The sequence below is a fragment of the Microbacterium sp. Y356 genome, assembly GCF_059445355.1.
The window spans coordinates 841245-855270 of record NZ_JCAIUE010000001.1 but is presented as its reverse complement, the minus strand read 5'-3'; the positions used below and the strand labels follow the sequence as shown (position 1 = coordinate 855270).

General features: G+C 64.8%; 6 protein-coding genes. 3 read left to right on the top strand and 3 right to left on the bottom strand.

Annotated elements, in window-relative coordinates:
* Positions 1-28 precede the first annotated feature (28 nt).
* From AC1C2Q_RS04105 to AC1C2Q_RS04095, 3 genes are all read left to right on the top strand, one after another.
* Positions 29-781 (top strand): SURF1 family protein, encoded by a 753-nt coding sequence (locus AC1C2Q_RS04105; RefSeq protein WP_495431703.1) that lies wholly within the window; start codon positions 29-31, stop codon positions 779-781.
* 153 nt (positions 782-934) lie between these two features.
* On the top strand, positions 935-5587 hold the full coding sequence (locus AC1C2Q_RS04100; protein WP_495449090.1) for an ExeM/NucH family extracellular endonuclease: 4653 nt from the start codon (positions 935-937) through the stop codon (positions 5585-5587).
* Between the two features lie 219 nt (positions 5588-5806).
* Positions 5807-9910: an ExeM/NucH family extracellular endonuclease gene (locus AC1C2Q_RS04095; protein ID WP_495449089.1), complete on the top strand. Its 4104-nt coding sequence runs from the start codon at positions 5807-5809 to the stop codon at positions 9908-9910.
* A 194-nt stretch (positions 9911-10104) separates the two neighbouring features.
* Here the strand turns inward: AC1C2Q_RS04095 and AC1C2Q_RS04090 are convergent, their stop codons facing one another.
* From AC1C2Q_RS04090 to AC1C2Q_RS04080, 3 genes are read right to left on the bottom strand one after another with little or no spacing between them, the layout of a single operon-like run.
* Positions 10105-11544 (bottom strand): sulfatase family protein, encoded by a 1440-nt coding sequence (locus tag AC1C2Q_RS04090; RefSeq protein ID WP_495449088.1) that lies wholly within the window; start codon positions 11542-11544, stop codon positions 10105-10107.
* Positions 11541-12761 carry a family 20 glycosylhydrolase gene (locus tag AC1C2Q_RS04085; RefSeq protein WP_495449087.1) on the bottom strand — a complete coding sequence of 407 codons (1221 nt, stop codon included), beginning with the start codon at positions 12759-12761 and terminating at the stop codon, positions 11541-11543. Before AC1C2Q_RS04085 ends, AC1C2Q_RS04090 begins: the two co-directional genes overlap by 4 nt.
* The gene (locus AC1C2Q_RS04080; protein WP_495449086.1) at positions 12758-13960 is read right to left on the bottom strand and encodes an ROK family protein; all 1203 of its coding nucleotides are present in this window, start codon (positions 13958-13960) and stop codon (positions 12758-12760) included. Before AC1C2Q_RS04080 ends, AC1C2Q_RS04085 begins: the two co-directional genes overlap by 4 nt.
* Positions 13961-14026 lie beyond the last annotated feature (66 nt).

The following is a 14026-nucleotide window of genomic DNA, read 5'->3' as shown; positions in this document are numbered from 1 at the left end:
GGAGTTCCCGCCGACCCTTCGCGAGGTCATGCTGCGCGGACGCTGGATCGGCGTCCTCCTGGCCTGCCTCGTGGTCGCCGGTGTCTTCGCCTTCCTCGGTCAATGGCAGCTCGAGCGTGCCATCAACACCGACCCAGCTCCGGTGGGGATCACGGAAGATGTGCGTCCGCTCTCTGAAGTCGTTGCCCCCGGCGAGTATCTCCCAGAGCCGTACGTCGGCCAGCGAGTGGAGACCACAGGCACCTGGGTCGCTGGCGACTTCCTGGTCGTCTCATCGCGTTTCAACGACGATGCAGAGGGATACTGGGTGACCGGTCAGCTGCGCGTCGCCGAGCGCACATCGATCGCCGTCGCTGTCGGGTGGGCCCCAGATCGCGAAACAGCGGATGCCGCGGCATCCGCCCTCGAAGAAGACGCTGCAGGAACCGAGTCGACGATCACCGGACGCGTGATCTCCGATGAGGGCACGTCGCCGCCCACCAGAGACGACCCGCACGCCATGAGTCGGATGTCGCCGGCGATGCTGCTGGGCCAATGGCACGACATCGAGCAGCTGTCGGTGTACCGTCCGTACCTCGCTTCGATCGATGCGCCCGAAGGGCTGGTCGACATCGTCTCGCCTGCACCGGCGGAGCTCGCGACCGTCAACTGGTTGAACATTTTCTACGCCATCGAATGGGCGGTCTTCGCCGGCTTCGCGTTCTACATCTGGTATCGCCTGGCGAAGGATCGCTGGCAGCTCGAAGTCGAGGAGTTCGAGGAGCGCGCAGCGGCATCCTGACGTCAAGGACGTGACGCTCGGGTAACCGATCGGCAAACACCATTGAGGACGTCGGAATCCCTCAGTATGCTCGCGAACATGTGTGTGCGCTGTGAGCGTCCACATCGACAGTTTCACGAGAGCTGCCGTTCGCGTCGACGAGGAGAATCACCGATGATGTCAGCCCCTGACGGCAGGAACCTCCGGGTTTCTGTTTCGCACAATAGAGGCAGGGGTCGCGTCGGCGTCCTTGCCGCAACGTGTGTTATTTCTCTTGGCGCTAGCGCCCTGATCGCAACGCCCGCCTTCGCCAATACGTCAGGCACGGGCGTGGTCATCAACGAGGCGTACCTCTCTGGCGGGAGCGCTGGAGCAGCATTCAAGAACAAGTTCATCGAGCTGCACAACCCGACGGCCGAGGCCATCACCCTCGATGGGCTGTCGCTGCAGTACCGCTCCGCGACGGGAGCCGCCAACTTCAACGGCGTCGCCGCACTCACCGGAGTCATCCCGGCGGGCGGGTATTTCCTCGTGCAGGGCAACAGCAACGGTGCGAATGGTGTCGAATTACCGGAACCGGACGCCGTCACCACTCTGACTCCGAGCGGCACCAACGGCACGCTCGCCCTCGTCGAGGGCACCGCCGCCGTCAATCTCACCCCAGGGTCGACCGCAGGCGTCGACGGTGTCGTCGATCTTCTCGGTTACGGCTCGTCGAACACGTTCGAGACCACGGCGGCGATTTCGCCGTCCGGCAACACCGACGTGAAGTCACTGAATCGCACCGACGGCGTCGACACCGATGACAACCGTGCAGACTTCGCCCTTTCGGCCACGATCACCCCGCAGGGCTCCGGCGCTCCCGGTCCTGACCCGGACCCCGATCCCGAACCCGAACCGGGCACTGACCCAGTTGCGGCGTCGATCGCCGAGGTACAGGGAGCTTCCGATGTCTCGCCGCTGAACGGCCAGACTGTGATCGTCGAGGGTATCGTCACTGGCGACTACCGCCTCGGCGGCTACAAGGGAATCTCGATCCAGACCGCGGATAGCGGTGGCGACACGCATGCCGCGTCCGGAGCATCCGACGGCGTTTTCGTGTTCCTGAACAACCTCGCCCCGACGCTCGAGATCGGCGACCTTGTCTCGATCACCGGCACAGTTTCGGAGTACTTCGGCCAGACGCAGATCGCCCCCGCAGTTCTCGGCGATGTGAGTGTCATCACGGCCGGTGTCGGCGTTCCTGCCGTCACGCCGTTGCCCGAATCGACCGTCGGTGTCGCCCGTGAAGCCTACGAGAACATGTTCGTCGCCCCCAGCGGCACCTACCGCCTGGCATCCAGTCATCAGCTGTACAACTTCGGCACCCTGTGGCTGAACCCTGGCGACCTGAATGTGAAGAGCACAGAAACGACCCGTCCTGGTCCGGAAGCCAATGCCATTGTCGCGGCCAACCGTGCTGACCGCATCCTCCTCGACGACGGCTGGAACTCGCAGGTCACTAGCGGAGCGCACACCGGTGAGCAGCCGTACTTCACCACCAACACCACGGTGCGAAACGGTGATGTCGTCGACTTCGCCGAGACCGGCTACGTGCTGCAGTACGGCTTCGATGACTGGCGTCTGCAGCCGGTCATTGCGATCGACGACGCGAGCGACGCGACGTACAAGGCGACGTTCACGACGGAGAACCCGCGCACGGACGCGGCCCCAGAGGTCGGTGGCGACGCGCAGATCGCAGCGTTCAACGTCTTCAACTACTTCACGACGCTGCAGAGTGAGGACTCCGACGCACGCGGGGCCAAGACAGCCGCGCTTTTCGAGATCCAGAAGTCGAAGATCGTCACCGCGATCAACGCTCTGGATTCCGAGATCGTGGCGCTCATGGAGATCGAGAACTCGATCCACTTCGACAAGCCCGTCGACACCGCTGTCGCGGATCTGGTCGCAGGGCTCAACGAAGATGCAGGTTCCGAGATCTGGGCATTCGTGCCGACTCCGGAAGCGCTGCTGACGACTGACACTGACGTGATCACGAACGCGATCATCTACAAGAAGGATGCCGCGTCGCCCGTCGGAGACAGCTCGACTGTCGTCGACGAGTCGGTGTGGGGCAACGCTCGCGAGCCCATCGCACAGACGTTCGACCTTGACGGCAAGACGGTTTCGGTCGTCGCCAACCACTTCAAGTCGAAATCTGGTGACGGCGCGGAGCCCGAGGATGGCCAGGGCCACTTCAATGCCGACCGCACTGCGCAGGCACAGTCGCTGCTGAGCTTCACCGAGACGCTGGCAGAGACCAGCGGCAGCGAGGACATCCTGCTGCTTGGCGACTTCAACGCGTACAGCAAGGAAGACCCGATCGACGTGTTCGCGCAGGCCGGCTGGACCGACCTGGTTCCGGCATCCGATGCGGGCTACACGTACACGTTCGACGGTGAGCTCGGATCGCTCGACCACGCGATCGCGTCGCCTTCGCTGGCCGAATCGGTGACAGGAACAGGCGTCTGGGCGCTCAACTCCCCGGAGTGGAGCGACCGCGGCTACGCATTCGGCGCGGCCCTGGCGGGCACGCCGTTCCGTTCCAGTGACCACGATCCGGTGATCGTCGGCGTCTCTAGCGAGATCCCGCCGGTGAGCATCGACATCGTCACGATCAACGACTTCCACGGTCGCATCGAGGCCGACGGCGTCGCGGCGGGTGCTGCGGTTCTCGCGGGCGCCGTTCAGTCGGTGCGGGACGCGAACCCGAACACGGTGTTTGCTGCTGCGGGCGACCTCATCGGCGCATCCACGTTTACGTCTTTCATCAACGATGACAACCCGACGATCGACGCGTTGAATGCCGCGGGGCTCGATGTGAGCGCGGCCGGCAACCACGAGTTCGATCAGGGTTGGGAAGACCTGGAGGGCCGCATACAGGACCGCGCGGACTGGGAGTACATCTCGTCCAACGTGTTCGTCACCGAGACCGGTGAGACGGCGCTCGCTCCGGCCTGGGTCACCGAGATGGAAGGCGTTGACGTTGGCTTCATCGGCGCAGTGACCGAAGAGCTCGACTCGCTCGTCTCCCCGGATGGCATCGCCGATCTCGAGGTGCGCGGCATCGTCGATTCGGTGAACGCCGTCGCTGCCAACCTCACCGACGGTGATGACGCCAACGGCGAGGCCGATGTGCTGATTCTGCTCGTGCACGAGGGCGCGACGTCGACCGATGTCGCGAGCATCACGCCGGACTCGGCGCTTGGCGAGATCGTCGCTGGCGTCGATGACAGCGTGAATGCGATCGTCTCGGCGCACACCCACCTCGCGTACAACCACGTCATCGATGGCCGTCCGGTCATCTCGGCGGGTCAGTACGGTGAGAACTTCGGGCAGATGAACCTGCAGGTCGACCCGGAGACGAAGGAACTGCTCTCGATCACCAACGAGATCAAGCCCCTCACGAAGTCTGAGAAGGATCCGGTCACCGGCAAGGTCACCATCACGCCGCTCTACGACGCCGACGGCGACGTGCAGAAGATTGTCGACGCGGCCAAGGCCGAGGCCGACATCCTCGGCGCGGAGCCGGTCGGCGCGATCACCGGTGACTTCAACCGGGCGCGTCAGACCGACGGCTCAGAGAACCGCGGTGGCGAGTCGACGATCGGAAACTTCGTCGCCGACGTGCACAAGTGGGCAACCGACGCTGACATCGCGCTGATGAACCCGGGCGGCATCCGTGCCAACCTGTCATACGCCTCGACCGGAGCATCCGACGCTGACGGCAACGTGACCTTCCGCGAAGCAGCGACGGTGCAGCCGTTCGCCAACACGCTCGTCACGCTCGACCTCACCGGTGCGCAGCTGAAGGGTGTGCTGGAGGAGCAGTGGCAGCCGGAGGGGTCGAGTCGTCCGTTCCTGAAGCTCGGCGTCTCGGAGGGCTTGCAGTACACCTACGACCCGAGTGCGGCGGTTGGGGAGCGAATCACCTCGATCACGCTGAACGGCGAGGCGATTGACGAAGCAGCGAGCTACAGCGTCGCCGCGAACTCGTTCCTCGCCGCGGGTGGAGATAACTTCTTCACCTTCGCCGAGGGCACGAACAAGGCAGACACCGGCAAGATCGATCTCGCGTCGATGGTCGACTGGTTCGACGCCAACGGCACGGCGACGACCGATCTCGCGCAGCGCGCGGTCGGTGTGACGCTGAGCGCACCGGATGCCGATGGCTACAGCGCCGGAGATCAGGTCACGATCGATCTCTCCTCGCTGGCATTCAGCGCGGGCGAGGCTGCGCCCGGTGAGGTGAGCGTCGCACTTGGCGACATCGCACTCGCCACAGGTGTGGTCGATGCAGCCATCGTCGACACCACCGACGAGGTCGGACGCGCGAGCCTGACCTTCGCTGTTCCGGAAGGCGTGATCGGGGAGCAGCAGCTCACCGTGACTACTGGCGAGACGAGCGTGCAGGTGCCGTTCACGGTCACCGGCGTCGAGACTCCCGTTGAGTTCACCGGCACCATCGAGGTGGGATCGAAGACCGTCAGTGCGGGCAAGAAGCTCACCGTCACCGGCGCCGACTTCGAACCCGGCGAGACCGTGACGATCACGCTCGAGTCGAAGAAGGGCAAGATCGTCGAGCTTGGCACCGCCTCGGTCTCCGCGAACGGCACCTTCACCAGCGCAGTCACCGTTCCCAAGAAGACGGATGCCGGTAAGTACGCCGTCATCGTCGCTCAGGAAGACGGAGACCAGGCCACCAGCTCGGTCACCGTCAACAAGGGCAAGAGTCCGATCCGCGACATCCTTGACTGGTTGTGGGATCTCCTCAACGGCTGGTTCTGATTCGCCAATGACGAAGGCCGCCGGGATCGCTCCCGGCGGCCTTCGTCGTGCACTCGCAGCGTCACTTCGAAGAACGCCATTGAGGATGTCGGCGGGTAGTCATATGCTCACAACCGGGCGCCTCTTTCGCATGCTGACGTGTGACTGCGGTGATTCCTCTTCGTGTGCCTCACGATGGCGTGCGAAGTCCCTCCCGTCGACGTCGAGGAGAACTACCGCATGATGTCCGTCCCTGCTGGTGCAGTACAGTCCATCGGATCGTCCCACTCACCCCGCAGGCGACGCCTTGCGACACTCGCCGCCACCGCGGCTGCCGCACTCGCCTTCGGTGGGCTCGCTACCGCCCCGGCGTATGCGGATGCGCAGAGCATCGCCGCAGTGCAGGGCACCGGCGAGTCATCGCCGTTTGTAGGTGCGGCCGTCACTGTCGAAGGCATCGTCACCGGCGACTACCGCGTCGGCGGTTACAAGGGAATCTCGATCCAGACCGCGGGCAGCGGTGGCGAGACGGATGCCACGCCCGGAGCATCCGACGGCATCTTCATCAATCTGAACGACTTCGCTCCGTCGCTTGCGGTCGGCGACATCGTCTCCGTCACCGGCATCGTTGCCGAGAGCTTTGGACAGACGCAGATCTCGCTTGAGGCGGAGCAGAACGTCGCCGTCGTTACCGCCGGATTCGGTGCCCCGGCTCTCACCCCGCTGCCGGACTCGGTCATCGGTGCCGACCGCGAGGCCTACGAGAACATGCTGGTCGCGCCCACCGGCACCTACCGGCTGGCATCCAGCCACCAGCTCTACAACTTCGGCACCCTCTGGCTGAACCCAGGCGAGCTCAACGTCAAGAGCACCGAGACCACGCGCCCAGGCGCCGATGCCAACGCGATCGCAAGCGCGAATCGTGCCGAGCGCATCCTGCTCGATGACGGCTGGAATTCGCAGGTCGTCAGCAACGCGCACCCCGGCGAGCAGCCATATTTCACCAAGGACACGACCGTGCGCAACGGCGACCTCGTCGCTTTCGCCGAGACCGGCTACGTGCTGCAGTACGGCTTCGACGACTGGCGGCTGCAGCCGATCATCGCGATCGACGACGAGAGCGACGCGGTGTACAAGGCGACGTTCACGACCGAGCACTCGCGCAGTGATACGGCCCCAGAGGTCGGCGGCGATGCGCAGATCGCAGCGTTCAACGTCTTCAACTACTTCACAACGCTGGGTAGCGAGAACCCTGATGCTCGTGGCGCGGCGAACTCCGAAAAGTTCGCAATCCAGAAGTCCAAGATTGTCACCGCGATCAACGGGTTGGACGCCGACATCGTCGCGCTCATGGAGATCGAGAATTCGATCCACTTCGGCAAGCCGGCCGACACGGCCGTGGCCGACCTGGTGGCCGGACTCAACGCGGCTGCTGGTACAGACGTGTGGGCATACGTCCCGACTCCGGCTGAACTCCTCAACACCGCCACGACGGATGTCATCACCAACGCGATCATCTACAAGACGGATGCCGTCACCCCGGTCGGAGACAGCGCCACTGTGATCGACGAGGCCGCGTGGGGCAACGCGCGTGAGCCCATCGCGCAGACCTTCGACATCGACGGGAAGATCGTCTCTGTCGTCGCCAATCACTTCAAGTCGAAGTCCCCGCCGGAAGACGGTGGAGACGAGCCGACCGACGGCCAAGGCTTCTTCAACGACGATCGCGTCGCGCAGGCACAGTCGCTGCTCGGTTTCACCCAGACACTGGCGGAGACCAGCGGCAGCGATAACATCCTGCTGCTCGGCGACTTCAACGCTTACGCGCAGGAAGACCCGATCAATGTCTTCTCACAGGCCGGATGGACCGACCTCGTGCCTGCGGCAGAAGCCGGATACACCTACACCTTCGACGGTGAGCTCGGATCGCTCGACCACGCGATCGCTTCGCCGTCTCTGGCAGAGTCGGTGACCGGCACTGGGGTCTGGACCATCAACTCTCCGGAGTGGAGTGACCGCGGCTACGAGTTCGGTGCTGCCGAGTCCGGCACGCCGTTCCGCTCGAGTGACCACGATCCGGTGATCGTCGGTGTCTCCAGCGAGCTTCCGCCGGTGAGCATCGACATCGTCACGATCAACGACTTCCACGGTCGCATCGAAGCCGATGGTGCCTCGGCCGGTGCTGCTGTGCTCGCCGGTGCCGTGCAGTCGGTACGTGACGCGAACCCAAACACGGTGTTCGCCGCGGCCGGTGACCTCATCGGCGCATCCACCTTCACCTCATTCATCAACGACGACAATCCGACGATCGATGCGTTGAATGCAGCGGGGCTCGATGTGAGCGCGGCCGGCAACCACGAGTTCGATCAGGGCTGGGAAGACCTTCGTGATCGTGTGCAGGACCGCGCGGACTGGGAGTACATCTCATCCAACGTGTTCCTCACCGAGACCGGCGAGACCGCCCTCGCTCCGGCCTGGGTGAGCGAGACCGACGGTGTGAAGGTTGGATTCATCGGCGCCGTGACCGAAGAGCTTGACTCGCTTGTCGCGCCGGAAGGAATCTCCGAGCTCGAGGTTCGTGACATCGCTGAATCGGTGAACGCCGTCGCAGCCAACCTCACCGACGGTGATGACGCCAACGGTGAAGCAGATGTGCTGATTCTGCTCGTGCACGAGGGCGCCACGTCTACGGATATTGCCAGCATCACGCCGGAGTCGGCGCTCGGCAGGATCGTCGCCGGTGTCGATGACAGCGTGAGCGCGATCGTCTCGGCGCACACCCACCTCGCGTACAACCACGTCATTGACGGACGACCCGTCGTCTCAGCAGGGCAGTATGGAGAGAACTTCGGGCTCATGAACCTGCAGGTCGATGCCAAGTCGAAGGAGCTGATCTCGATCACCAACGAGATCAAGCCCCTCACGGCCGATGGCGTTGCGCTGTACCCCGCGGTTCAAGGCGTGCAAGACATCGTCGATGCGGCAACAGCTGAGGCCGACGTGCTCGGAGCCGAGCCGGTGGGTGAGATCACCGCCGACTTCAACAGGGCGCGTCAGACCGACGGTTCAGAGAACCGTGGCGGTGAATCCACCGTCGGCAACTTCGTCGCCGACGTGCACAAGTGGTCGACCGGGGCAGACATCGCGTTGATGAATCCCGGCGGCATCCGTGCAGACCTGACGTACGCCTCGTCTGGAGGAAACGACGCCGACGGCAACGTGACGTTCCGCGAAGCGGCGACGGTGCAGCCGTTCGCCAACACTCTTGTCACGCTCGACCTCACGGGTGCGCAGCTGAAGGGCGTGCTGGAGGAGCAGTGGCAGCCGGACGGTTCGAGTCGTCCATTCCTGAAGCTTGGACTCTCAGAAGGTCTGCTGTACACCTATGACCCGACGGCGGCCGCAGGGGAGCGGATCACTTCGATCACGCTGAACGGCGAGGCGATTGACGAATCGGCGAGCTACAGCGTCGCCGCGAACTCGTTCCTCGCCACGGGCGGAGACAACTTCTTCACCCTGGCTGAAGGCACGAACAGAGCGGATACCGGCAAGATCGACCTCTCCTCGATGGTGGAGTGGTTCGACGCCAACACCGCGGCAACACCTGATCTCGCCCAGCGCGCGGTCGGTGTGACGGTGAGCGCGACGGATGCCGACGGATTCAGCGCCGGTGAAGAGGTCACGATCGACCTCTCATCGCTGGCATTCAGCGGCGGAGAAGCAGAGCCGGGCGACGCCACAGTTTCGCTGGGCGATGTCGTGCTCGCCACTGGCACCGTCGACTCCACGATCGTCGACACCACCGACGAAGCGGGTCGTGCCAGCCTGACGTTCACGGTTCCCGAGGACGTGTTCGGTGCGCAGATGCTCACAGTGGCGACCGCCGCTTCTGGCACGAGCGTGCAGGTGCCTATCGTGTTCGCTGATGCTCCTGCAGCTCCGGGCACGATCACGCTCGGCTCGACGTCGGCCCAGGCCGGTGGCACAGTCGAGATCAGCGGCGAAGGCTTCGATGCCGGCCTCGAGCTGGTGCTGGAGCTGCGCTCGACGCCGGTGCAGGTCGGCACCGTGACCGTCGCAGACGATGGAACCTTCCGCACCACCGTCACCGTGCCGAGGAACACCGCGGCAGGCGAACACACTCTCGCAGCGATTCAGCCGAACGGCGCTGAAGCCACCGCGACGCTCACCGTCACTGCGGCGACCGGCGGCGGGGGAATACTGCCGACGACAGGTGCAGATTCCACCCCGTACATCGTCGTGGCGGTGATCCTGCTGCTGCTCGGTGTCGGATTCCTGGTGTTCCGTCGCCGGCGTCCGGTCGACAAGGACGCGGAGGAGTAAGCGCAGCTGAGCTCGCGCGACGTGTGCGCACCCGCGCCCGTCGGGAGGTGTCGCAGATTGCCGCAATCGTGCTCGCGAGGCGACCATCTGCGCCACCTCGGCCCGCGTGGCCGAACGGGAGGTGTCGCAGATTGCCGCAATCCTGCTCGCGAGGCGACCATCTGCGCCACCTCGGCCCGCGTGGCCGAGCGAGCTCAACCGGCGAGCAGGCTCGGTTTCGGCTGCGAGGGGTGTGGGTGGTCGCCCAGCTCGGCCTGCAGCATCCACAGCTTCGCCTTCAGTTCCTCCCGCAACTCGGCGTAGCGAGGGTCGAGGTAGACGTTATTGAGCTCCTCCGGGTCTGCCTGCAGGTCGTACATCTCCCATTCCGGGGGATACGCGTGCGGTGAGGACCCTGGAATACCCATGCCGTCGTTGTAGAAGTAGATCAGCTTGTGATGATCACTGCGGATGCCGTAGTGCGCGAACGCGTGGTGATTGATGTCGTCGTTCTCGAAGTAGCGGTAGTACATGGCCTCGCGAGTGGGGCGATCCGGCTCTGCGGTCAGCTGCGGAACGATGCTCATACCCTGCATCCGCTCGTGCGGTTCGACGCCGGCGAACTCGAGGATCGTCTGGGCGAAGTCCACGTTCGTGACGATTTGAGTGAGCGGTTCGCTGCGCGCCGGCACGCGGGACGGGCAGCTGAGTACGAGAGGCATCCGCAGCGACTCGTCGTACATGAACCGCTTGTCGAACCAGCCGTGGTCGCCGAGGAAGAAGCCCTGATCTGACGTGTACATCAGCAGGGTGTCGTCGAACTGATCCTTCTCGCGCAGCCAGTCGATCACGCGACCCACGTTGTCGTCGACAGAGGCGACGCAGGCGAGGTAGTCCTCCATGTAGCGCTGGTACTTCCACAGCGCGGCCTCTTCGTAGGTCAGTCCCTCCGGGGGAGCGATCTTGAGGTCGGTGAGTGTGAGGTGATCGGCGATGCGCATGGCGGCCCGGTGCGCGGCCGAGGACCGCGTGCTGTAGTCGTCGTTGAAGGTCGCAGGTACGGCGAGCTGGACGTCGGCGTACATTCCGGCGTGCGCTTCATCGGGAATCCAAGGTCGGTGCGGGGCCTTGTGGTGGATGAGCAAGCACCATGGCTCGTCGCCATCGAGGGAATCCAGCCACTTCAGCGCGAGGTCGGTGATCACGTCGGTGGCGTAGCCCTCGGCGATCTCGACGCCGTTCTCGGTGAGGATCTGCGGGTCGAAGTACTCGCCCTGATCGCGCAGCACGGCCCAGTGATCGAAGCCCTGCGGGTCGTGGCCTTCGCCCTCGCCCATGTGCCACTTGCCGATGATCGCGGTGCGATAGCTGGCCTCGCGCAACTGCGACACGAACGTGGGCTGTGCGGCATCGATGGGCGTCTCCAGCGTGGTCACGCCGTTGATGTGGCTGTACGTCCCGGTGAGGATCGATGCGCGGCTCGGCGTGCAGAGAGCGTTCGTGCAGAAGCAGTTGTCCAAACGCACGCCCGCATCGGCGATCTCATCGATGCGTGGGGTGGTGTTCACCGCGGAGCCATATGCACTGATCGCGTGTGAGGCGTGATCGTCGGTGAGGATCAGAGCGATGTTGGGACGTTTCGGGCCCGTGGTCATGCGGTTCCTTCCAGGAGGGTCAGTGTGTCGGCGGTCCGCAGCGTTTCGTATTCGCGCGAGATGCGCGCGCGGGCGTCAGCAGGATCGACGGCGGGATTCCATATGCGCTCGGCGACCGCGAGTAGCCGCGGAAACAACATCGACAACAAATCGTCGCCGTCGAGTACGAACTCCGACCAGACGCACGCCTGGATGCCGACGCAGCGCTCGTGCTGCGCCTCGATCCAGGGTGCGGTGAGGATGTCGTCAACCGAGATGCCCGGCGTCATCCCCTTCTGCGGGGCCGCAGCGTCGGGGTCGATGCGGTTCAGATAAAGGGTGCGCGCGTCGGCGAAGACGTACTGCTGCCTCGCGCGGCTCACACGTTCCATGCCGGGCTGCTCTGCCCACGCGATGACGAGCAGATCTTCGTCATCGGAGACCTCGCAGGCCTCATCCCAGCCAGCGACTGACTTGCCGCTCTCCTTGAGCACGCGCGACGCGGCATCCATGAACCAGGTCTGCAGATCCTTGACTTCTGTCACGCCGCGGAGCGCCAGCCAGTCATCGATCTGCGGATCGGATGCCCACTGCTGATACGCGCACTCGTCGCCGCCGGTATGCACGTACGGTCCGGGAAATAGCTCTGCGATCCGGCGCATGACCGCGGCGACGAAATCGGCTGCGGCATCCGTCGGCCAGAGCAGATCGTTGCGGGCCGGCCAGTACATGTGCTCACGCATCGATCCCGCGGGGAGCGGAAGACCAGCGGGGCGACCGAGCTCAGGGTACGCCGCAATCGCAGCCGCCATATGGCCAGGCACATCGACCTCGGGGACGACCACGATTCTGTGCCGCGCGGCATGGGTGACGACCTCCGCGATGTCCGCGTCGGAGTAGTAGCCGTTCGTCCACTTCTGCGCGGCCTCGGCCATCGCACGCTCGCGAGTGTCGCCGAGGAGGGACTTGTATTCGTCGAACTGACCGCGCGGGAGCTGGGCGGCGACCTCGGTGAGACGCGGGTAGCCTGGCACCTCGAAGCGCCAGCCCTGATCATCGGTGAGATGCCAGTGCAGGCGGTTGAAGCCGTAGCGCGCGGCGAGATCGATGACCTTTTTGATCGTCGGAACAGACAGTCGAGTTCGGGCGGAGTCAACCATGAGTCCACGCCACGCGTAGCGCGACTCGCGCCCAGCGACGGGGCCGACGATAGGAGCGGGCAGCGTGCGCGACATCATCCCTGCACCGCTCTCGTCGGCACAGAGGTCGGGTAGTCGGCCAGCAGGGGAGAGTGACGGAGCACGGCAACGAGTGCGCCGAGGGCTCCAGCCTCTTCGCCGAGCTGTGACGCGCGGATCGCCGGAGGCTCGTCGAGCATCGGCAGCAGCTGATAGCCGATGACGCGACTGATATGGCGGAGCAGTTCGGGGGCGGCGTCGATGAGGTCTCCGGCGATGACGATTTCCGCGGGGTTCAGCGTCACAGCGACGGTGCCGAGTACCTCACCGATCGCGGTGGCCGCTTCGCGCAGTGCATCCGCGACGATCGGATCGGATGCCGCCACCGCCGCGCGCAGATCGTCGACGGTGTGCACTCCGGCATCCTGGCATCGCTCCAACACGGCGGGGATGGATGCGACGGTCTCGAGGCATCCGCGCTTGCCGCAGTGGCAGAGTGCGCTGCGGCCGACCACCGGGATGTGCCCGAGTTCGCCGGCGAAGCCGGAGGAGCCGGTGACCAGGTGACCGCCGACCACGAGGCCGCCGCCGACGCCGCCTGCCAAGCGCAGGTACAGCAGGTGCTCGGTGTGCTCGGCGCGACCCCAGCTCGCTTCCGCGAGAGCGGCGAAGCGGGTGTTGTTGTCTATCACGACGGTGCTGCCGAAGCGCGCGACGAAGGCGTCACGCACGGCGGCGGCCCCGTCATCAGCGCCTGCGCCCGCGCCTGCGTGGCCGCGGCGCGGAGTGGCAGGACTCAGTGGTCCGGGGAACCCGATTCCGATGCCCCGCAGTGCGTTGAAATGGATGCCGCGATTCGCTGCCATGCGATCGATCAGCGCCATGGATGCCGCGACTCGATCCGGCCAGGAGGTCTGCAGCGAGTATTCGACTCCGTCAGAGGCGATGATCTCGTGCGCGGCATCCGCGACGACGATCTGGCCACGGGTTCGACCGAAGTCGATACCCATGAACTGCCCGGCGGCTGGATCGAGCGCAAGCATCTCGGCGGGCCGGCCACGGCCAGTGCGTCGGGATGCGTCGGTTTCGGCCACGACGATTGCACCCCGCTCAAGCAGCGCGGAGGTGAGCTCGGAGAGCGTTGTGCGGGAGATGCCGACGCGCTTCGCGATCTCGGCGCGGCTCATTGCGCCGGACGCCCCGAGCACCTGCAGGATGCGGGCGAAATGCGTCTGCTGCCCGTAGGGCGTCGTGGTCATGCAGGCAAATCTAGACGGGAAGATTTATTCCAACAAGTAGGCGACAGAATTAACCGTGAAAAAGAT

What these genes read in the sequence shown, in the direction of transcription:
- AC1C2Q_RS04095 (WP_495449089.1), top strand. Translation starts at nt 5,807, where the DNA reads ATGATGTCCGTCCCTGCTGGTGCAGTACAGTCCATCGGATCGTCCCAC.
- AC1C2Q_RS04100 (WP_495449090.1), top strand. Translation starts at nt 935, where the DNA reads ATGATGTCAGCCCCTGACGGCAGGAACCTCCGGGTTTCTGTTTCGCAC.
- AC1C2Q_RS04090 (WP_495449088.1), bottom strand. Translation starts at nt 11,544, where the DNA reads ATGACCACGGGCCCGAAACGTCCCAACATCGCTCTGATCCTCACCGAC.
- AC1C2Q_RS04085 (WP_495449087.1), bottom strand. Translation starts at nt 12,761, where the DNA reads ATGATGTCGCGCACGCTGCCCGCTCCTATCGTCGGCCCCGTCGCTGGG.
- AC1C2Q_RS04080 (WP_495449086.1), bottom strand. Translation starts at nt 13,960, where the DNA reads ATGACCACGACGCCCTACGGGCAGCAGACGCATTTCGCCCGCATCCTG.
- AC1C2Q_RS04105 (WP_495431703.1), top strand. Translation starts at nt 29, where the DNA reads ATGCTGCGCGGACGCTGGATCGGCGTCCTCCTGGCCTGCCTCGTGGTC.